Raw genomic sequence first — 20,488 nt, forward strand, 5'->3', positions numbered from 1 at the left:
CTGGGGTACAATCAATCGAAAAAAGTGAAAATATATAGGCTATCCATGTCATTGATCGCAAATACCACCGTTGTACGTGGTCGTTTTTTAGATATTCAACAAACTATCTCTGAGCCAACTGATATTCCAAATCAAGTACGTTATTTGGAAGATGGTGTATTGATTAGTGAACATGGAAAAATCAAATGGTTTGGTGCATGGGAAGATGCAGAGCAGCATCTACCTGCTGGAGTTGAGGTTCAACATTATCCAGAACAATTGATTGTACCTGGCTTTATTGATACCCATATTCACTTCCCGCAAACCGAAATGGTGGGAGCTTACGGCGAGCAACTTTTAAGCTGGCTTAATACTTATACTTTCCCAACCGAAATCCAGTTTCAAGACAAAGCATATGCAAGTGAAATTGCCCAGTTCTTTATTCAGGAACTCTTAAAACACGGTACAACCACAGCACTGGTGTTCTGTACTGTTCATCCCGAGTCTGTTGATGCCTTATTTGAAGCCGCAGAACGCGTGCAGATGCGTTTAATTGCCGGTAAGGTACTCATGGACCGTAATGCCCCTGAAGCGCTGTGTGACACGCCAGAAACGGCTTACAGCGATACTAAAGCACTCATTGAAAAATGGCATGGTAAAGGCCGTGCGCTGTATGCGATTACGCCACGCTTTGCACCGACTTCTACACCTGAGCAATTGAAAAGAGCAGGGCAGTTAAAACAAGAATTTCCGGATGTGTATGTCCATACGCATTTAAGTGAAAACAAAGATGAAATCGCATGGGTGAAATCTTTATTTCCGGAACAAGCTGGCTATTTAGATGTTTATCAACACTATGGCCTAACTGGTAAACGTTCTGTGTTTGCGCATTGTGTTCACTTAGAAGATCAAGAATGGCAATGTATGCATGACACACAATCGGCTATCGCATTTTGCCCAACTTCAAACCTGTTCTTAGGCAGTGGTTTATTTCCATTGAAAAAAACTTGGGAAAAACAAGTGAAAGTAGGCTTGGGTACAGATATTGGGGCTGGCACATCGTTTAGCTTACTGCAAACTGTTAACGAGGCTTATAAGGTTCAGCAGTTACAAGGTGATAAACTCTCAGCTTATGAAGCGCTTTATCATGCAACCTTAGGTGGAGCAAAAGCGCTTGATTTACAAGATCAGTTAGGCAACTTCAACATCGGTAAAGAAGCAGACTTTGTAGTACTCAACCTAAAGCCAACAGCATTACAGGAGCTTCGCCAGTCTAAATCCAAATCTGTTGAAGATTCACTGTTTGCATTATTCACTTTAGGTGATGACCGTAATATTGAGGCGACTTATATTTATGGAAACCGTGCTTATCAAAAAGAAACAGCCAAATAAAAAAGGCATTGTTAAGTTTTTGTTATTATTTGGAATATGTGCTCTTGCATTAAAGCATGATCGACATAATCCGCAAAATGATAAAATTTCAGACCCATCAAAGGGTGCATGAAACGTCATTTTGCTTTAAAATTTTACCATTAACTCAGATTTTCGAGGTGTTGCAGGTCAACACCTTTTTTATTTTTTCTTTTATATCTTGTAGGAATCTGCCATGACTGTTGCAATGAGCATCATGATTTCAACCGAAGAAATTCAAGCAAAAGTCAAAGAGCTCGGCGAGCAAATCAATTCTCATTATGCAAATAGTGACAAAGAATTGGTTCTGATTGGTCTACTTCGTGGTTCTGTTATTTTCATGGCAGACTTATGCCGTACCATTACCAAACCGCACGAACTCGATTTCATGACAGTGTCTAGTTACGGCGGCGGTACCACTTCAAGTCGAGACGTTAAAATCTTAAAAGATCTTGACGGTGAAATTCGTGGTAAAGATGTGCTGGTGGTTGAAGATATTATTGACTCTGGCAACACCTTAAGCAAAGTTGTGGAAATGTTGCAAACTCGCGAACCAAATTCGATTCAATTATGCACATTAGTGAGTAAACCATCACGCCGTGAAATTGATCTCGAAGTTAAGTTTTTAGGTTTTGAAGTTGAAGATCGGTTTATTGTAGGCTATGGCTTAGACTACGACCAGAAATATCGTCACTTGCCATTTATTGGTGAGATTGGGTTATAAATTTCATAAAAATGGCACCATAAGGTGCTATTTTTTTATATAACGTTTTAGCTTTGAACAAAAAAGACACAAAAAGTCGCAATCTGCTACAGACAAAACAGTTGGCTCTATCGCACGATAGAATATGAAGCAAAATCATTAACTTCATCAAAAAAACAACTGGAGAACAAATATGTGGTCACTTATTGTTGCTATTGTGGTTGGTTTCTTCGCAGGCTTAATTGCACGTGCTTTACATCCTGGTGATGATAAAGCAGGTTTTATCGTTACTACTTTAATTGGTATCGCAGGTTCACTTTTAGCCACTTATGGTGGTCGTTTACTTGGTCTTTACGGAGAAAATTCAGCTGCGGGCTTTATCGCTTCCGTAATTGGTGCAGTCATCATTTTGTTTATTTACAACTTGATTGCACGAAAAAGCTAAACTTCAGTTCATTCATAAAAAAGCACCTAATGGTGCTTTTTTATTTACAGGCCTAGCTCTTTCCAAACTTCCTGAATTTCTTCAGCAGACCTTGCACCTACTAGTTTAAAACCGTTTGCAAAAATTAGGGTAGGAGTGGCATTAAAACCTAGTTTTCTTCCAAGTTCCAAGTTCCGATCAATTGGGTTTGCGCAGCTCGCAACTGTTGGTTTTACACCTTGTTCAATCAGTTTCTTCCAAGAGTATGACTGGCTCGGTGCACACCAAACTTGTCTAGAAACCACAATAGACTGAGGTTTTAAAGGGTAAATAAACGTGTAAATTGTTACATCTTTAAGTTTATCGAGTTCAGGTTCAAGTTTTTTACAGTAAGGGCAATTCGGATCAGAAAATACAGCTAAAACATGCTGACCATTACCTTTGACCGTTTTAATGGCATCTTTTAAAGGTAATTGCTTCCAATCAATTGAGTTTTGTCCTAGAACTAAGTCTTTGGTTAAATTCTTCTGGTCCTTTAAGCGGATCATGGAGCCTACCAACATATGCTGACCATCTTCACCAAGATAAATGATTTGTTGATCTAGATTAGCACTATATAACCCAGGCATTTCGGTTTTCTGAATATTACTAATTTTTAAATTAGGATATTGTTTTTTAATATTTTCCCGAACTGTATCTACATTAGCGAAACTCAAACTTGTTGTTAGACTAAATAATGCCAATATTCCTAATTTTTTAAGCATAAAACCGACTCGAGGACAGGAGAGTGAACATTTTAGTCAGTTCCGTTAATGAAAACAGAACTGATTACCGAGATATAACCAAACTTCTACCCAGTTATGCTAATGTTTCACGTGGAACATAAATAGGTTTTAAAGTATTAATTTCTACCGATATATGCACGATTTCATCATGAATCGATAAAGCATGACGAATCTGGTCTGCATTCAAAGAAATATCATCAGTTTCTAGCGCTAAAATACAAGAAAATTTACCTTTCGCGACTTTCCAGACATGAATATCTGTAATTTCAACATGTTTTGGAAATTCGGCTATTACTTCCCGAATTTCTTCAACTACTGGATGATCCATTTCAGCATCTAGAAGAGTTTTTCCTGTCTCTTTCATTAAACCAAATGACCACTTTGCAACTAAAATAGCACCTAAAATCCCTAAAAGGGCATCTAAAAAATCCCATCCAAAATACTTACCGGCACAAAGCGCAACAATTGCAAAAACAGAAGTTACAGCGTCTGCAACCACATGTAAAAATGCAGCTTTTTGGTTCAAATCATGGTGATGAGGCCGATGCTCATGGTGATGGTGATGGTGATGGTGATGGTGATGGTGACCATCATCATGAAGTAACCAAGCACAAATCAAGTTAACAATTAAACCTAAAATTGCAATTGGAATAGCTTCGTTATAAAAAATCTCAACTGGATTCAATAAACGTTGAAATGACTGAAAAGCCATAATAATAGCGACAACCATAAGCAAAATTGCACTGCTATAGCCGGCTAAAATCTCAATCTTCCACGTCCCAAAACTAAAACGATGGTCTTTTGAATAATGTTGAGCTGCGCGATATGCAAAATAGGCTAAACCGAGCGCCAACATATGTGAGCTCATATGCCAGCCGTCAGCCAAAAGTGCCATCGAGTTAAAAAACCACCCTCCAAATATCTCTAAAACCATCATGGAAGCCGTTAAAATGGTTGCAATCAAAATCCGTTTTTGTGCTAAGGGATTTCCTTCATCAAACTGATGTTGATGATGACGTGATACACTATGATCCTGCATAAAATTTAAACCCAATATACTCCCTACCAGTATATTAAATTCTACAAGAGAAAACAGATGAGTCACATTGGTCAGGATAAAAAAATTCTTAATCGTGTAAAACGGTTAAAAGGACAAATCAACAGCATTGAAAATGCGATAGAACAAGCAGAATCTTCATGTATCGATATTTTGCAGCAAGTTGCAGCCATAAAAGGTGCTATAAACGGTTTAATGAGTGAATTAATGGAACAGCACTTACATCATCATGTGCTTAAAGGAGCGGAAATCGATCAAAACGAGCTAGAAGAATTTTTAAAAGTTTTAAAAAGATATGGCTAAAAGAAAGTTCTGGATGACACAACAATACGTATCATCCAGATTATTTAAAATTATTTTCCAATGCAGAATGAACCGAAGATTTTGCCTAATAGATCATCGGCACTAAAGTCTCCAGTAATTTCACCTAAAGCATTTTGAGCAAGACGTAGTGATTCAGCAACGAGTTCACCAGCGTTAAATACAACAAGTTGCTCACGTGCCTCTGCCAAATAGAGCTGAGTGCGCTTCATTGCGTCTAAATGACGAGTTCTCGCAATAAATGTATCTTCCTCAGGGTGAAAGCCTGCATGTGCTGTAATCGCATCTACGAGGCCTTGTACACCCATCTCTTGTTTTGCTGAAACTGTAATATGACGGAATCCTTGATAATCACCTATTGCGGCAGATTGACCAGTTAAATCACATTTATTGCCGATTAACATGAGACGACGCGGTTCAATATGTTCAGCAAAGTATTCTTGAGCGAGTTGTAATGGGTCATCACCTTGATTTAAATCGTAGACCAATAACAGCAAATCGGCCTGCTCAATTTCTTTGATTGCACGGCGAATACCTTCTTTCTCGACCACATCTCCAGTTTCACGAAGACCTGCTGTATCAGTTAAGGTAATTGGTAAACCATTTAAGCTAATTTTTTCATGCAAAACATCACGAGTCGTACCAGCAATGTCCGTTACAATCGCTCGTTCTACACCAGCAAGCGCATTTAACAAGCTCGATTTACCGGCATTTGGTTTACCCGCAATAACAACCTGTAGACCTTCACGGAGTAATTGTCCTTGTCGTGCAGAAGTTTGAACGGCATGCACCGACTGTTGAACATCTTCCAGTAAAGCTAAAATTTTACCATCAGCCAAAAAATCAATTTCTTCTTCTGGAAAATCAATCGCAGCTTCTACGTGCAAACGTAAATGAATCAGTTTTTCTAAAACTGTATTAATTTTTGTTGAAAATGCACCTTGCAGAGAACGAACTGCCGAACGAGCCGCAGCTTGAGAGGTGGCATCAATTAAATCGGCAATAGCTTCCGCTTGTACCAAATCCATTTTGCCATTTTCAAAAGCTCGCATGGAGAATTCCCCAGCTTTCGCAGCAATTGCACCTAGCTCAAATAAACGGCCAAGAAGAGCATTTTGAATGACGGGACCGCCGTGCCCCTGTAACTCGACAACATCTTCACCAGTAAACGAATGCGGATTTGGAAAGCATAGGACAATGCCTTCATCCATAATGCTTCCATCAGCATCATAAAACTTACGAAAACCTGCCATACGCGCTTCAGGCAAGTTTTTTTGTGTCAGTTTTTGAGCAATATCATAGGCCTTAGGTCCAGATAAGCGAATCACGCCCACTCCGCCACGCCCTGGTGGCGTTGCAATTGCAGCAATTGTGGTTTGACTTTGCATATTATTCACCTAAAAAACCTAAAATACAGCCAAAGAAAAATCCGCCTAAGATTACCATCTTAAGCGGATTGATTCAGCAAAAGTTCAACGATTAAGATGCTGATTCCGTCTTGTTTAGACGACTTTTCTCAACACTCTTGTTAATAAACCATTGCTGTAAAATGGTAATACTGTTGTTCACAATCCAGTACAACACTAGACCCGCAGGGAAGAACAACATAAATACCGTGAACATAATCGGCATAATGCGGAATACTTTCGCTTGCATTGGATCAGCTGGTTGCGGGTTCAACATTTGCTGAGCAAACATTGTCGCACCCATAATTAACGGCAAGATGAACCAAGGATCCATTGCAGATAAGTCTTGAATCCAGCCTAACCATGGTGCGTGACGTAATTCCACACTTTCCATGAGTACCCAGTACAACGCAAGGAAAATTGGCATTTGTAGCAATAACGGCAAACAACCAGACAATGGGTTCACTTGTTCACGTTTATAAAGCGCCATCATTTCTTGCGAGAAGCGCATACGGTCTTCACCGAACTCTTCTTTCATGCGTTGCATTTCTGGTGCAATCACACGCATTTTCGCCATAGAACGATAACTTTTTGAAGATAAAGGCCATAAAATCATCTTCACCATAATGGTAAGTAAGATGATTGACCATCCCCAGTTGCCTACAATGCTATGGAAGAATTGAAGACCTAAGAACAATAACTTCGCAATTGGCCATAACCAACCATAGTCCACAGTCTGGTTCAGACCAACAGCTAAATCTTTTAATTCAGATTGTACTTTAGGACCTGAATAAAGCTTTGCATCTACTTCCATTGAAGTGCCAGCTGGAACATTAATTACTGGCGAAGTAAAGCCAATAATATTCATATGATCCGCAGACTGACGTGATTCAAGCTTAGCAACATAAGGCTGACCATTTGCTTGAGTCAGTTTAAGGTTTCCTGGAATCCAAGCACTTACAAAATAGTGCTGAACAATCGCAACCCACCCACCTTTAGCATCAGCATTTAATTTTTCTTCTGAGAAATTAGCAAACTTAAGCTTGTTATAGTGTGAATCAGGCGTACCCCAAGCTCCCCCTAAGAACGTCCCTAGAGTAAAAATACCTTGAGAAGACTTACCAGGATCCTCAGAGTTATCACGCTTTAACTGTCCAAACATCTGACCTTGCCAGTTTTGTTGGCTACGGTTAATCACTTGATGGCTTACAACAATCGGGTATTGACCTTGGGTAAAGGTAAAAGTTTTAATAATTTCAACGCCTTCTGGTGTTTTAAATACCATTGGTACGCTTAAAACTTTTTCAGACTGACCCTTTTGATCCTGCACACCCTTAGCATCAGCCAAAGTATATGATGTTTTTTCAACCGCATATAACGGACGACCACCACGACTACTATCTGGTCCATTCAAACCAATTAAGCCAGACTGAGCAACATATGTACGCTTGGCATCATTTTCAAGCATAACAAAAGGTTGATTACTGTCTTTGCTTTTGTCGTGAGAGAGTAATTCAATACGAACAATATCACCACCTTTTGGATTAATCCAAAGATGATAAAGGTCAGTTTGTACTGAAATAAGCTGTTGATTCACAGGTGCTGTCGCATCTGTGGTTTGTGACTGCGCAATATTTGCTTGTGGCACATCGGAAGCCACTGTTGCAGTTTTAGCATTTGGCAAATCAGCAGATATTTCATGTGAACTTACAGCCGCCGCTTGTTGTTGCGGTGCAGTTGCAGCATTTCCATAATCTTTTTGCCAAGCCAAAATGAGCAAATATGCGGTGACAAACATGGCCCCGAGAATTGCAAACCTGGCCCATTGTTGCATATCTATTACCCCAAATGGTTAGAGAGATTTTGCTTCATTAAACGATCACGAAAGGGTACAGCAACATGATGCGTTTGAGAATCTATTTGATGAAACGAAATAAAACGAATTGCTTTTGGCGGTACCGGATCATATCCGGAGCCTCCCCATGGATGACATCTGCAAATACGTTTAGAAGATAGCCAAACGCCTTTGATTGCACCATGAGTTTGTAATGCTTCTATCGCATATTGGGAACAAGTTGGAATATAACGACAACGGGGTCCAAGAAGCGGACTAATCGCAATTTGATACAGTCGAATGAACCAACGCAAAATACGAACCATTGGTCATCTCTTAATTTTGCGAGGTTGGGACAACTTTAGAATGTTTTTTTGCCAAGCGTTGTAATTTTTGCCAAGCAAAATCTAATTGTTGATATAGCTCAGCGTTCGTAATCGTTTCTATACCAACTTTAGGCATTACAACAACATCTATGTCTAACCCAAATTTCGGCTGATTTAGGCGAAAGCTCTCACGAGCAAGACGCTTTATTCGATTTCTTTCATGCGCACGGCGCACTTTTTTCTTAGCAACAACAATACCCAAACGGCTATTAGGCTGTTCGGTGAATTTTGCAAGAAATAAAAAATGGGGTTGATGCACTTTAAAAAGCGCACCATCAAATACACTTTTATAATCTGCAGCACAGCGTACACGACGATCTGTGCTAAAACTGTAAAGTGCCATCACACCCAAGTCTGGTCAGCGAAACAGTAATTAAACAGTTAAGCTATGACGACCTTTTGCACGACGACGAGCTAATACTTGACGACCAGCTTTAGTTGCCATACGAGCACGGAAACCATGAACGCGTTTACGCTTTAATTCAGATGGTTGGAAAGTACGTTTCATATCGAAACTCCCAAAAATGATCTTTCTATAAAGGTCCGCGATTTTATTGTGCAATGTTTACTCTGTCAATGATAAACAGAGAAAGTTTTGTATTTAAGTCAAATTTTTAGTTCTTCATCCTCTCTTTATATTAAGTCAATTTTTACCATTTAAAAGTTATACACAAAGTAATTGTTTATTTTTATTATGACTTTTAAGATATACACTTCTTATTTACATACTTATCAACAAACCTAGATGTGAAATGAGTTTGGATTTGGTATATTTGAATTTAAATTCATATTTTTTAGTTATCCACAATTGGGAGTCACCCTATTAAATAAATTCAAATTTTAAAATTTAAATTTATTCTTATTAGTGTGGACTTTTTCTGTGGATTTGATGGTTTTAAATTTAAAAAACATATATTTGAATTGTTGATAACTCTGTTTTTACTATCTTTATGGATTGTGGATAAGTTTATGTGATAATTTATCCACAGGATGTGCAAAAAGTTATACACAATTGGTTTTGAATTTAAATTTATTCACAAGAGATTTCTTTTTAGTCAAAATCAACCGAATTCGTCATGACAGATGTGGATAACTTGGGTAGAATGGCGACCCCTTCTCATCAGGAAGGGTTAATCTTTAAATGATTTGAATTTAAAACGCAGACATAGGGGATACACATGCTTTGGACAGACTGCTTAACTCGCTTGCGACAAGAGCTCTCTGATAACGTCTTTGCGATGTGGATTCGCCCTTTAGTAGCTGAAGAAGTAGAGGGTATCCTACGTCTATATGCCCCTAATCCTTATTGGACACGTTATATTCAAGAGAATCATTTAGAGTTAATATCTATATTGGCGGAACAATTGTCTGAGGGACGTGTACGTCAGGTTGAAATCTTGGTCGATTCGCGTCCTGGTAGTATTTTGTCTTCTAATGAACAACCAGCAACAACTACAGCTGCTTTACAAAGTGCACCAGTTTCACAACCTACTAAGGTTAAAAGAGAACCAGAACCTGTTGCTAACCCTGCAGTTAGTTCGAAAACTTCAAAAAAGAAACTATTAAACCCACAATTTACTTTTTCGCTATTTGTTGAAGGCCGTTCTAACCAAATGGCAGCGGAAACTTGTAGAAAAGTATTAACACAATTAGGTGCTTCTCAACATAACCCTTTGTTTTTATATGGTCCAACGGGTCTTGGTAAAACTCACTTAATGCAAGCGGTTGGTAATGCTTTACTGCAAGCTAAGCCAAATGCGAGAGTCATGTATATGACTTCGGAAAGTTTTGTACAAGATTTTGTGAGTTCATTACAAAAAGGAAAGGTTGAAGAGTTTAAGAAAAATTGTCGTTCTTTAGATTTGTTATTAGTGGATGATATTCACCTTTTGGCTGGTAAAGAAGCTAGTCTTGTTGAATTCTTTTATACATTTAACGCCTTACTTGATGAATCTAAACAAATTATTTTAACGTCTGATCGATATCCTAAAGAATTAACAGAACTTGATCCACGATTGGTTTCTCGTTTTTCTTGGGGACTGTCAGTAGGTGTTGAACCACCAGATATTGAAACACGAATCGAAATTCTACTTAAAAAAGCTGAGAATAGTGGCGTTGATTTGCCTAGAAACTGCGCATTATTTATTGCACAACAAGTGGTAGCAAACGTACGTGAACTTGAAGGTGCTCTTAATAAAGTTGTCGCAATTTCACGTTTTAAAGGTGCTCCAATCGACCTTGATGTTGTGCGAGAGTCTTTAAAAGATGTATTGGCAATCCGTGCTCGTACAATCAGTGTGGAAAATATCCAACGTGTAGTGAGTGAATATTTCCGTATTCCTCTAAAAGAACTGGTAGGTCCAAAACGGACACGAATTTATGCTCGACCACGCCAATTGGCAATGGGGCTTGCCCGTGAGTTGACTGGTGATAGTTTTCCGGAAATTGGAATGGCTTTTGGTGGGCGAGACCATAGTACCGTGATGCATGCTTGTGAAAAAGTGGTCAGTTTGCGGGAAGAAGATCCTATCTTTGACGAAGATTATAAGAATTTACTACGTCTTCTTCAGAGTTAATGAAATCATAAGACGTTGTTGCAAAGTCTCCATAAGTGCAGCATAGTACACAGCTAAAAAATGAAATGTTTGCTCCAAGTTGCTAGAGGAATGAATCGTGCGTTTGAAAATCGCTAAAGAAAGTTTACTCAATGTTTTATCGCATGTTGTCGGTGCGGTAGAACGTCGTCATACCTTGAATATTCTTTCAAACGTCAAAATTCAGACTAATGGTCAAGCACTCACCATTACTGGTTCGGATTTAGAAGTTGAACTGGTGGCGAGCACTGCTTTATCAGAAGGGGCGTGTCTTGAAGCAGGTGAAACGACTGTTCCTGCTCGTAAATTAATGGACATTTGTAAGTCTTTGCCTACCGCTGCATTGATTGATTTACAAATTACTGAAGATCAAAGATGTATTTTAAAGTCTGGTAATAGCCGTTTTGTATTAGGTACTTTACCAGCAGAAGATTACCCGTTGTTAAATACTGAGAATAGCCAAGGTACGCAAGTACAGGTGACTCAACGTGAACTAAAGCGTTTATTTGAAAAAACTGCTTTTGCAATGGCTGTACAAGATGTACGTTTTTATTTAACTGGTACTTTGTTAGAAATTGATGAAAATCAATTGCGTGCAGTCACAACTGATGGCCACCGTCTTGCCCTTTGTGAAATTTTGGCTTCTTCTAGTTCGTCTCAATTAGTACAAGCAATTGTGCCTCGTAAAGCTGTTGGTGAACTACAACGCTTACTTAGTATTGAAGATGAGCAACTCACTTTGCTTATTGGTCGTGAATTATTAAATGTAACGATTAATACGCCAAGCCGTGATAAAGAACAAGGTGATATTACAGTTCGTTTTACGACAAAATTGATTGATGGGAAATTCCCAGACTACCGCCGTGTGATTCCACGTGGTGGCGATAAACATGTTTTGATTGGTCATGACGTATTTAAACAATCATTACAACGTGTCGCAATTTTAAGTAATGAGAAATTACGTGGTGTGTTCTTAAACTTTAATCAGGATTCTTTACAGCTTCGTGCAAATAACCCTGAACAAGATGAAGCGATTGAGGATTTAGCAATTCAATATCAAAATACGCCATTAGAAATGTCATTTAATGCTCAATATTTACTTGATGTGTTGGGTGTATTAGATGGTGATGATGTAAATATGAGCATGACTGAAGCGAACCAGTCGGTATTAGTGCAAGATCCTGCTCATCCTGACCAGACTTATGTTGTTATGCCGATGCGTGTCTAAACTGGTTTAATTCTATGCATCTTACGCGCTTAAACATAGAACGCGTGCGTAATTTAAAAACGGTTGCACTCCATGGTTTGCAACCGTTTAATGTTTTTTATGGCGCTAACGGTTCGGGTAAAACATCAATTTTGGAAGCGATCCATTTACTTGCAACAGGTCGCTCATTCCGCACACATATCCCAAAAAACTATATTCAATATGAGGCTGACGACGCGATTGTGTTTGCTCAGTCAGCAACTGAAAAAATTGGTATGCAGAAACTCGCTTCTGGCGAGCAGTTGATGAAAGTGAATGGAGATACAGTTGCAACCCAAGGTCAACTCGCCAAATTACTCCCTTTACAACATATTGATCCACAAAGTACAGATATTATTGACCATGGTGCTAAGCCAAGACGTCAGCTTTTAGATTGGCTAATGTTCCACGTGGAACCTGAGTTTTATTTTGCTTGGCAGTATTACTCTCGAGCTTTAAAACAGCGAAATACTTTACTCAAAACAAGACGCAATCTTTCTTTGGCTGACTTAGAGCCGTGGAACAAAATGTTGAGTAATTATGGTGAAATTTTACACTCACAGCGTTTAAGTATCGTAGAACAATGGAACGTATATTTCCAAAATGATTTAAGACAGTTACTGCCTGATTTAGAGATTGAGCTGGAATATAGCCCCGGTTTTCATACAGAGCAGGGGCTCATGCAAGACTTGCTGAATCAGCATCAAAAAGACATTGAAAGACGTTATACAGAGTATGGTCCACATCGGGCAGATTTGCGCTTAAAAACACCTTTTGGACACGCCGATGATGTTTTATCAAGAGGTCAGAAAAAACTCCTGATTATTGCCTTAAAACTGTCACAAATTGCAATGTTGCATGCGAGTAATAAGGAAACTGTGGTATTATTAGATGATCTGACAGCAGAATTAGACTTAACCGCACAACAACGTTTAATTGAACGATTAAGCCAACTTGGTAGCCAGGTTTTTATGACAACTTTAGATCATGCATCGGTAAAAAAACATTTACATGATCTGTCTATTTCATATCAATTATTCAGTGTTGAATCCGGTCAAGTTAGTCTTGCTTCACCATAATTTTTTGATGTTAACCATCTTTGAATAAACCTATATTTGCTAGGGAGAAACCATGAGTTCAGAGTCTCAATCAGCCTCTCAAACAGAACAAACCAATGAAAAGGCTTATGATTCCTCTAGTATTAAAGTATTACGTGGATTAGATGCAGTTCGTAAACGTCCGGGCATGTATATTGGGGATACAGACGACGGTACCGGTTTACACCATATGGTATTCGAGGTTGTCGATAACGCAATCGATGAAGCCTTAGCGGGTCACTGTGATGAAATCATTGTCACGATTCACGAAGATGAATCGGTGAGTGTTTCAGATAATGGCCGTGGTATTCCAACTGATATTCACCCTGAAGAAGGTGTATCCGCAGCAGAAGTTATTCTTACCATTCTGCATGCAGGCGGTAAGTTTGATGATAACAGCTATAAAGTTTCAGGTGGTTTGCACGGTGTAGGTGTATCAGTCGTAAATGCACTGTCTAGTAAATTACATTTAATTATTAATCGTGCTGGCCAAATTCATGAACAAGAATACCATCATGGTGATCCGCAATATCCATTACGTGTGATTGGTGAAACGGATAACACAGGTACGATTGTACGCTTCTGGCCAAGTGCAGAAACTTTTAGTCAAACCATTTTTAACGTTGAAATTTTAGCGCGCCGCTTACGTGAACTTTCTTTCTTAAATGCTGGTGTACGTATCGTTTTACGTGATGAGCGTATTAATCTTGAACATGTTTATGACTATGAAGGTGGTTTATCTGAGTTTGTTAAATACATTAACGAAGGTAAAAATCATCTGAACGAAATTTTCCATTTCACGGCTGATGCAGATAACGGCATTGCTGTAGAAGTTGCATTGCAGTGGAATGATAGTTATCAAGAAAATGTTCGTTGTTTCACAAACAACATTCCACAAAAAGATGGTGGTACACACTTAGCAGGTTTCCGTGCGGCATTAACGCGTGGCTTAAACCAATATCTTGAAAATGAAAACATTCTCAAGAAAGAAAAAGTGAATGTGACTGGTGATGATGCGCGTGAAGGTTTAACTGCTATTATTTCGGTTAAAGTTCCTGATCCAAAATTCTCTTCTCAAACGAAAGAAAAATTGGTATCGAGTGAGGTAAAACCAGCAGTAGAGCAGGCAATGAACAAAGAGTTCTCTGCTTACTTACTAGAAAACCCGCAAGCTGCAAAATCAATTGCTGGTAAGATTATTGACGCTGCTCGTGCACGTGATGCTGCGCGTAAAGCGCGTGAAATGACACGTCGTAAGAGTGCATTAGATATCGCAGGCTTGCCAGGTAAATTGGCTGACTGTCAGGAAAAAGATCCGGCACTTTCTGAATTATATCTTGTCGAGGGTGACTCTGCGGGTGGTAGTGCCAAGCAAGGTCGTAACCGTAAAATGCAAGCTATTTTACCTTTGAAAGGTAAAATCTTGAACGTTGAACGTGCCCGCTTTGACAAAATGATTTCGAGTCAGGAAGTCGGTACATTAATTACAGCACTTGGCTGTGGTATTGGCCGTGAAGAATATAACCCTGACAAGCTTCGTTATCATAAAATTATTATTATGACCGATGCCGATGTCGATGGTTCGCACATCCGTACATTGTTATTAACGTTCTTCTTCCGTCAAATGCCGGAGTTAGTTGAACGTGGTCATATCTATATTGCACAGCCACCTTTGTATAAGCTCAAAAAGGGTAAGCAAGAGCAATATATTAAAGATAATGATGCCTTGGAAACTTATTTAATTTCAAATGCAATTGATGAGCTTGCTTTGCATATTAGTGCAGAAGCACCTGCAATTACAGGCGAAGCATTAGCAAAAGTGATCCAAGACTATCAAGTTTCACAAAAGAGCTTACAACGTTTAACGTTGCGTTATCCAGCAAGCTTACTTGATGCATTACTTGAAGTAGATGCCTTTAAAGCTGATCAGAACCATGACCAGGCTTATGTACAGCAATGGGCTGATCAAGTACGCGAAGCTGTACAAAGACTACAGCCAAGTTTGCGTCCTGAAATTACGCTTGAAACCTTTGAACGTGAAAATGCTCAAGGCGAGAAAACAGCGCATTATTGGCCACGTGTGACGGTATATGTCCATAACTTGCCACATGCTTACTTGCTTGATGCTGGTTTATTAAACTCAGCAGAATATGCACGTTTATTGAAGAACTCTAAGAGTTGGTTCAATTTAATTGAAGATGGTGCATATTTACAGAAGGGTGATCGTCGTATTCAAGTGGCTAACTTCCATCAGGTATGGCAGCACATTCTGCAAGATTCGCGTCGCGGTATGATGATCCAGCGCTATAAAGGTCTGGGTGAGATGAATGCTGAACAGCTTTGGGAAACCACAATGGACCCTGAAAACCGTAATATGTTACAGGTGACTATTGATGATGCAATCGAAGCCGATCGTATGTTCTCATGCTTAATGGGTGATGACGTTGAACCACGTCGTGCCTTCATTGAAGAAAATGCATTAAATGCAGATATTGATGCTTAATTGATAGCTAGATTCTAAATCAGTCTAAGGAGAGAAGATGATGAGTCAAAAGTTTATAGCAAGTATGCTGATTTCATGTGCAGCTTTAGTGAGTCATTCTGCATTTGCAGCTGACTTGGAAGCTGACATGAAAACTTTAGCAAAGAGCACAAAAGCCTTTGCTGAAGCGAAAGATCTCAATAACGCAAAACAGCAGCTTGTGATTATGCGTCAGGCTGCATTATCTTCAAAAAAATCTTTACCTCATAAGTTAGAAGGTTTACCGCCGGAAAATGTACAGGTAAAGCAATATCAAGCGGGTTTAGATCAGTTGGTTGCTGAAATTGATCGCGTTACTGTATTGGTTGATAAAGGTCAATTAGACCAAGCCAAAACTGAAGCAATAAATCTGGTTAATATTCGTAATGAAAACCATAAAAAATTTAGATAGATTCATTTTGATCTAAATAAAATAAAGGGAATGATTGATTCATTCCCTTTATTTTTTTGGTTTATTTGAGTGGATTAACTTGAAAAAGATTAATTTTCTACTAAGTCTGTAACTTGAATGAGTGCGTGGCCAAACAAATATCCAGCTGTTAACAAAAGGCAGATCCACAAAATAGCTCCAGCGACATTATAGATTAAAAACTTTCCATAACTCATATTGCTAGAGCCAGCAGCTAATGGTGCAAAAGAGCGTGCAAAAGGAATAAAGCGTGCCAGAAGAATGGTTTTGCCACCGTGTTGTAAGAAATAACGGTTGGTTTTATTTAAATACTCTTTCTTAATCAAACGTGATTTTGCTTCAAAAATACGGTTACCAAAATGACGTCCAATAGAGTAGTTCACAATATAGCCTAGGGTGGCAGCTATGGTAAGCAAAGTAATCATATAACCCAGATGCATCATTTCAATTACTGAGCAAAGTGCCCCTACAGTTAGAAGTAAACTATCTCCTGGTAAAAAGAACATAAAAACAAAAGCTGTCTCAGAAAAAATGATCAAAAAGAGTATGGCATAGACCCATGCGCCATACTCCTGAATTAAAATAGGTAAAAAATGTTCAAAATTAGTAATAAAATCAATAAAATTCATTCAGTTTGTCTGATCCCGAATTAAATACCTACTCAAGAAGGGTAAAAACGAAGTTACAGAATTTAGTTAAATTATCTGTATATGGCAACCCTTAAGATGTAGCTTAAGTTTTATATGTTATCAAATTTGAATCTATCTCAAAAATTTAACAGCTGAATGAAATATTATTAGAAGTCATTCAAATTTTTATATAGTAGTGCAAATAAAGCTCTAATTTGAACTAAAAGCCAGTACTGGTACTTAAAAATACCAGTACTGATAAGAACTTAGTTTTCGAAAGAAGCTTCCATTTCCTCAAGTTCCATCATGAGTTCTAAAAGTTGCTCTTCATGTTGTTCAAGCTTCGCCTTCAACTCAGTCTGTTCATTCATCAGCTTAAGCAAATCATCTTTACGATTCGCTTCATATAATGAGCTATCTGCTAAAGCTTCTTCAATTTCAGCAAGTCGCGGTTGAAGCTTTTCAATTTGTGATTCAACCTTCTCAATATTTTTACGAATAGGTCGGGTCTGTTCACGACGGCGTGCGGCTTCCTTACGCTGTGCTTCTTTATCAACTTTAGTTGGAGCAGGGACAGCAGATGATGAGTTATTTGCTGCTACAGCAGTCTGAGCATTAATCTGCTGCTGACGCGCTTCACGTAGCCATTTAGCATAATCCTGCAAATCACCTTCAAATTCGGTACATTTGCCGCCGTGTACTAAAAGAAGCTCATCACACACACTGGCAATAAGTTGGCGTTCGTGAGAAACCAGAACAACAGCACCTTCAAAATCTTGTAAAGCCATGCTCAGTGCATGACGCATATCAAGATCTAAATGGTTGGTTGGCTCATCGAGAATTAAAACATTTGGACGCTGCCATACAATCAGTGCTAGGGCCAAACGAGCGCGCTCACCGCCAGAAAAGCTTTCACATGGGGTATCCATGCGTTCACCACTAAACCCGAAACTCCCCAGAAATGAACGTAAAGTGGCTTCACTAATTTGTTTATCTGCCAAACGGGCAAGTTGAAGCATCGGGCTGGCATGGCCGTCTAAAGCATCCATTTGGTGCTGTGCAAAGTAACCAATATTAAGTAACTCTGAAGCTTTACGTTCACCTGCTAGAAGTGGTAAATCACCGACCAAGCTCTTAATCAAAGTTGATTTACCTGCGCCGTTCATACCAAGTAAACCAATACGCGAATTTGGTGTAATTTGTAATCTGATTTTTTCAGCAATTAGCTTTTCACCATAACCTATGCTGGCATTATCTAACGTCAGCAACGGTGAACTCATTTTGGTCGGTTCACGGAAACTAAAAGTAAACGGCGTATCAACATGAGCAGGTGCGAGTTGTTGCATACGCTCAAGTTGTTTAATACGACTTTGTGCCTGACGAGCTTTAGTGGCTTTTGCTTTGAAACGGTCAATAAATTTTTGTAGGTGAGCACGGGTTTCTTGCTGCTTCTCAAAAGCTTGTTGTTGTTGTGCTAAACGTTCACTTCGAGTTGTTTCAAATGTGGAGTAATTACCAGTGTAAAGCGTGAGTTCTTGATTTTCGATGTGAAGAATATGATCTGTAATTGCATCTAAAAAGTCGCGGTCATGCGAAATGAGGATGAGGGTACCTTCATAGGCTTTAAGCCAGTCTTCTAACCACAAAATTGCATCTAAATCTAAGTGGTTTGTTGGTTCATCTAGTAACAGTAGATCAGAACGACTCATTAATGTACGCGCCAAGTTTAAGCGCATACGCCATCCACCAGAAAAGCTAGCAACGTTTAAACGTAATTGATGTTCTAAAAAACCTAAGCCAGCCATAAGCTGGGCAGCTTTAGATGGTGCTGAATAACCGTGAATTTCATCAAAGCGGCCATGTAGTTTAGCCAAGTCTGAATCTGTGAGTTGATCTGGATGAGCAAGATTATTTTGAATATCCCAATATTCTTCATCACCAGAAAGAACAAAATCGATGGCAGGCATGTCTAGAGCTTTAACTTCTTGTGCCATATGCGCCACTGTCCAGACCGAAGGGCGAGTAAGAGTACCTTCATCTGCGCCTAAACTGCCTAGTAATGCTGCAAATAATGTTGATTTACCTGCACCATTGACCCCAGTCAGACCAATCTTCCAACCTGGGTGTAATTGCATAGACGCTTTTTGAAAGAGAACACGTCCACCGCGGCGTAAAGAAACTTGGTCAAATTGAATCATCTTGTCTTATCGAGGTGAGTTAGGGATGCTGTATTTTAAAGAGAACTGAACCTGAAAACAAAACTTTCAGAGTTTTAGTTTCTAAATGTTGAGATTGCATGGCTTAACCTATCTTTATTAAAGCTATTCGTCTGAAAATATCTAAATTTTTAACGAGATAGACCACATTCTAAAAAATATGGCTAAAATAAAAACAATTTAAAACTTGGTTGATAAATGAACTCCTAATAAAACTAGACTAAGGAAAGTCAAATGAAAAAAGGATTGGGGATAATTGGTGCAGTATTTTGCTGTGCTATGGGAACAGCACATGCTGGGCAAAATGTATGTGTATTCGATTTATTGGGAAAATCAGGTGAATCCTACAAAATGATGGAAGAGTGGGCACTGGCAGCGAAAAGTTGGCAGGCCGACATTACTTTAATTCCATTTCAAGACGAAGCTTTGGTAGATCGTAGACTGCGTGAGGGCAAATGTGACGCAGCTTATATGACCTCAATGCGAGCGCGAAATTACAATAAATTTGCAGGTTCGATTGATGCTATTGGTGGGGTGACAAGTAATGCAATTGCTCAAAAGGCAATTAGTTACGTTTTAGACCAACGTAATAAACATCGTATGGTAACTGCACAAAATGGAACAAACTACGAGGTGGTGGGGATTGTCCAGATTGGTTTGGCTTACTTGTTTGTAAGAGATAAAAGCCTCAACTCAATTGAAAAAGTACGCGGTACTAAATTTGCTATTTTACAATATGACGCAGCCCAAAAAATTATGGTGGAAAGTGTAGGTGCCCATCCTATTCCATCAGAAATTACAGATTTTGTGAAAAAATTTAATAATGGCCAAGTCGACGCCATTGCTGCCCCTGCTTATGCGTATAAACCATTAGAAATAGGCAAAGGTATTGGAACAAATGGGGCAATGTTTACTTTTCCCGTAGTCAACGTTACAGGGGACTTAATTGCAAGAAGTGATAGGTTTCCAGCCAATTTTGGAATGAAGTCTCGTGACTGGTTTATTAAGCAATTACCGCAAAATTTTGCGATGGTGAAACGGTTGGAAGCTGGAGTACCCTCTAAAATTAAAATCAATTTTTCAGTTGAAGATAAACTGAAATATCAAAAAATATTACGAGAAGGTCGCCTTGGCCTTACAAAGCAAGGAGTATATGACGCAACCATGATGAGTGTACTAAAACGTGCACGATGTACCATTGAACGAACAAATTTTGAATGTACGCTCAATGGTGAGTAGTTTGTTTTTTAATCACAAAATCGCTACACATATTTCAAAGCTGAATATGGGTATGAAAATTGTGAATATAAAAAGTAACTTACGGAAAATTAGTAGTTTTTAATTTTGATAAATAATTTAAATAGCACAAACAATGATCCAATGAGATAAAAATATTTGAGTAAAAGCTCTATTTTTTTCTAAAAAACATGATTAATATCTGTGTTTGAAA

Annotated in this window: 19 protein-coding genes; 10 read left to right on the forward strand and 9 right to left on the reverse strand. The window is 38.8% G+C overall.

Going from position 1 to position 20,488, the window contains the following annotated elements:
* Positions 1-45: 45 nt before the first annotated feature.
* From guaD to MKL35_RS18255, 3 genes are all read left to right on the forward strand, one after another.
* Positions 46-1,371, forward strand: coding sequence for a guanine deaminase (gene guaD / locus MKL35_RS18245; RefSeq protein WP_032012027.1), 1,326 nt, complete (start codon positions 46-48; stop codon positions 1,369-1,371).
* Between the two features lie 214 nt (positions 1,372-1,585).
* Complete coding sequence (hpt, locus tag MKL35_RS18250; protein ID WP_002051884.1) at positions 1,586-2,113, forward strand: hypoxanthine phosphoribosyltransferase; 528 nt, start codon at positions 1,586-1,588, stop codon at positions 2,111-2,113.
* A 172-nt stretch (positions 2,114-2,285) separates the two neighbouring features.
* Positions 2,286-2,537, forward strand: a complete 252-nt coding sequence (locus MKL35_RS18255; protein ID WP_000269732.1) for a GlsB/YeaQ/YmgE family stress response membrane protein — start codon at positions 2,286-2,288, stop codon at positions 2,535-2,537.
* A 44-nt stretch (positions 2,538-2,581) separates the two neighbouring features.
* Here the strand turns inward: MKL35_RS18255 and MKL35_RS18260 are convergent, their stop codons facing one another.
* Together MKL35_RS18260 and dmeF are read right to left on the reverse strand one after the other, a co-directional pair.
* Complete coding sequence (locus tag MKL35_RS18260; RefSeq protein WP_004884261.1) at positions 2,582-3,280, reverse strand: DsbC family protein; 699 nt, start codon at positions 3,278-3,280, stop codon at positions 2,582-2,584.
* 94 nt (positions 3,281-3,374) lie between these two features.
* On the reverse strand, positions 3,375-4,355 hold the full coding sequence (gene dmeF, locus MKL35_RS18265) for a CDF family Co(II)/Ni(II) efflux transporter DmeF (RefSeq protein ID WP_081404499.1): 981 nt from the start codon (positions 4,353-4,355) through the stop codon (positions 3,375-3,377).
* 42 nt (positions 4,356-4,397) lie between these two features.
* Between dmeF and MKL35_RS18270 the strand changes: the two genes are divergently transcribed.
* Positions 4,398-4,661, forward strand: coding sequence for a metal/formaldehyde-sensitive transcriptional repressor (locus tag MKL35_RS18270; protein WP_002051959.1), 264 nt, complete (start codon positions 4,398-4,400; stop codon positions 4,659-4,661).
* Positions 4,662-4,711: 50 nt separating this feature from the next.
* Here MKL35_RS18270 and mnmE read toward each other — a convergent pair whose 3' ends face one another.
* The 5 genes from mnmE to rpmH all read right to left on the reverse strand — a co-directional run bounded on the left by mnmE (position 4,712) and on the right by rpmH (position 8,813).
* Entirely contained in the window at positions 4,712-6,067 is a 1,356-nt protein-coding gene (mnmE, locus tag MKL35_RS18275) for a tRNA uridine-5-carboxymethylaminomethyl(34) synthesis GTPase MnmE (protein WP_032012025.1), read from the reverse strand.
* 91 nt (positions 6,068-6,158) lie between these two features.
* On the reverse strand, positions 6,159-7,919 hold the full coding sequence (gene yidC, locus MKL35_RS18280) for a membrane protein insertase YidC (RefSeq protein ID WP_004711270.1): 1,761 nt from the start codon (positions 7,917-7,919) through the stop codon (positions 6,159-6,161).
* A 5-nt stretch (positions 7,920-7,924) separates the two neighbouring features.
* A complete protein-coding gene (yidD, locus tag MKL35_RS18285) occupies positions 7,925-8,245 on the reverse strand; it encodes a membrane protein insertion efficiency factor YidD (RefSeq protein WP_002051924.1) in 321 nt (106 codons plus the stop codon).
* Between the two features lie 10 nt (positions 8,246-8,255).
* Positions 8,256-8,648 (reverse strand): ribonuclease P protein component, encoded by a 393-nt coding sequence (gene rnpA / locus MKL35_RS18290; RefSeq protein WP_004706196.1) that lies wholly within the window; start codon positions 8,646-8,648, stop codon positions 8,256-8,258.
* Positions 8,649-8,678: 30 nt separating this feature from the next.
* On the reverse strand, positions 8,679-8,813 hold the full coding sequence (gene rpmH / locus MKL35_RS18295) for a 50S ribosomal protein L34 (RefSeq protein WP_000831329.1): 135 nt from the start codon (positions 8,811-8,813) through the stop codon (positions 8,679-8,681).
* Between the two features lie 670 nt (positions 8,814-9,483).
* Here rpmH and dnaA point away from each other — a divergent pair.
* The 5 genes from dnaA to cybC all read left to right on the forward strand — a co-directional run bounded on the left by dnaA (position 9,484) and on the right by cybC (position 16,175).
* Positions 9,484-10,881 carry a chromosomal replication initiator protein DnaA gene (dnaA, locus tag MKL35_RS18300; protein WP_002051932.1) on the forward strand — a complete coding sequence of 466 codons (1,398 nt, stop codon included), beginning with the start codon at positions 9,484-9,486 and terminating at the stop codon, positions 10,879-10,881.
* A 97-nt stretch (positions 10,882-10,978) separates the two neighbouring features.
* Entirely contained in the window at positions 10,979-12,127 is a 1,149-nt protein-coding gene (gene dnaN, locus MKL35_RS18305) for a DNA polymerase III subunit beta (protein WP_002051938.1), read from the forward strand.
* A gap of 14 nt (positions 12,128-12,141) precedes the next feature.
* Positions 12,142-13,224 (forward strand): DNA replication/repair protein RecF, encoded by a 1,083-nt coding sequence (recF, locus tag MKL35_RS18310; protein WP_006581468.1) that lies wholly within the window; start codon positions 12,142-12,144, stop codon positions 13,222-13,224.
* A 52-nt stretch (positions 13,225-13,276) separates the two neighbouring features.
* Positions 13,277-15,745, forward strand: a complete 2,469-nt coding sequence (gene gyrB / locus MKL35_RS18315; protein WP_002051923.1) for a DNA topoisomerase (ATP-hydrolyzing) subunit B — start codon at positions 13,277-13,279, stop codon at positions 15,743-15,745.
* Between the two features lie 37 nt (positions 15,746-15,782).
* On the forward strand, positions 15,783-16,175 hold the full coding sequence (cybC, locus tag MKL35_RS18320) for a cytochrome b562 (RefSeq protein ID WP_004711273.1): 393 nt from the start codon (positions 15,783-15,785) through the stop codon (positions 16,173-16,175).
* A gap of 89 nt (positions 16,176-16,264) precedes the next feature.
* On the opposite strand, the gene MKL35_RS18325 is transcribed toward cybC, so the two are convergent.
* Complete coding sequence (locus tag MKL35_RS18325) at positions 16,265-16,822, reverse strand: VTT domain-containing protein (protein ID WP_106479805.1); 558 nt, start codon at positions 16,820-16,822, stop codon at positions 16,265-16,267.
* A gap of 266 nt (positions 16,823-17,088) precedes the next feature.
* A complete protein-coding gene (abc-f, locus tag MKL35_RS18330; RefSeq protein WP_270914363.1) occupies positions 17,089-19,020 on the reverse strand; it encodes a ribosomal protection-like ABC-F family protein in 1,932 nt (643 codons plus the stop codon).
* Positions 19,021-19,272: 252 nt separating this feature from the next.
* On the opposite strand from abc-f, the gene MKL35_RS18335 reads away from it, so the two are divergent.
* Entirely contained in the window at positions 19,273-20,277 is a 1,005-nt protein-coding gene (locus MKL35_RS18335; RefSeq protein ID WP_004882608.1) for a putative solute-binding protein, read from the forward strand.
* The last annotated feature ends 211 nt before the right edge of the window (positions 20,278-20,488 follow it).

It is taken from the genome of Acinetobacter sp. AOR41_HL (assembly GCF_027854645.1).
In the GTDB taxonomy this organism is placed as follows: domain Bacteria; phylum Pseudomonadota; class Gammaproteobacteria; order Pseudomonadales; family Moraxellaceae; genus Acinetobacter; species Acinetobacter nosocomialis.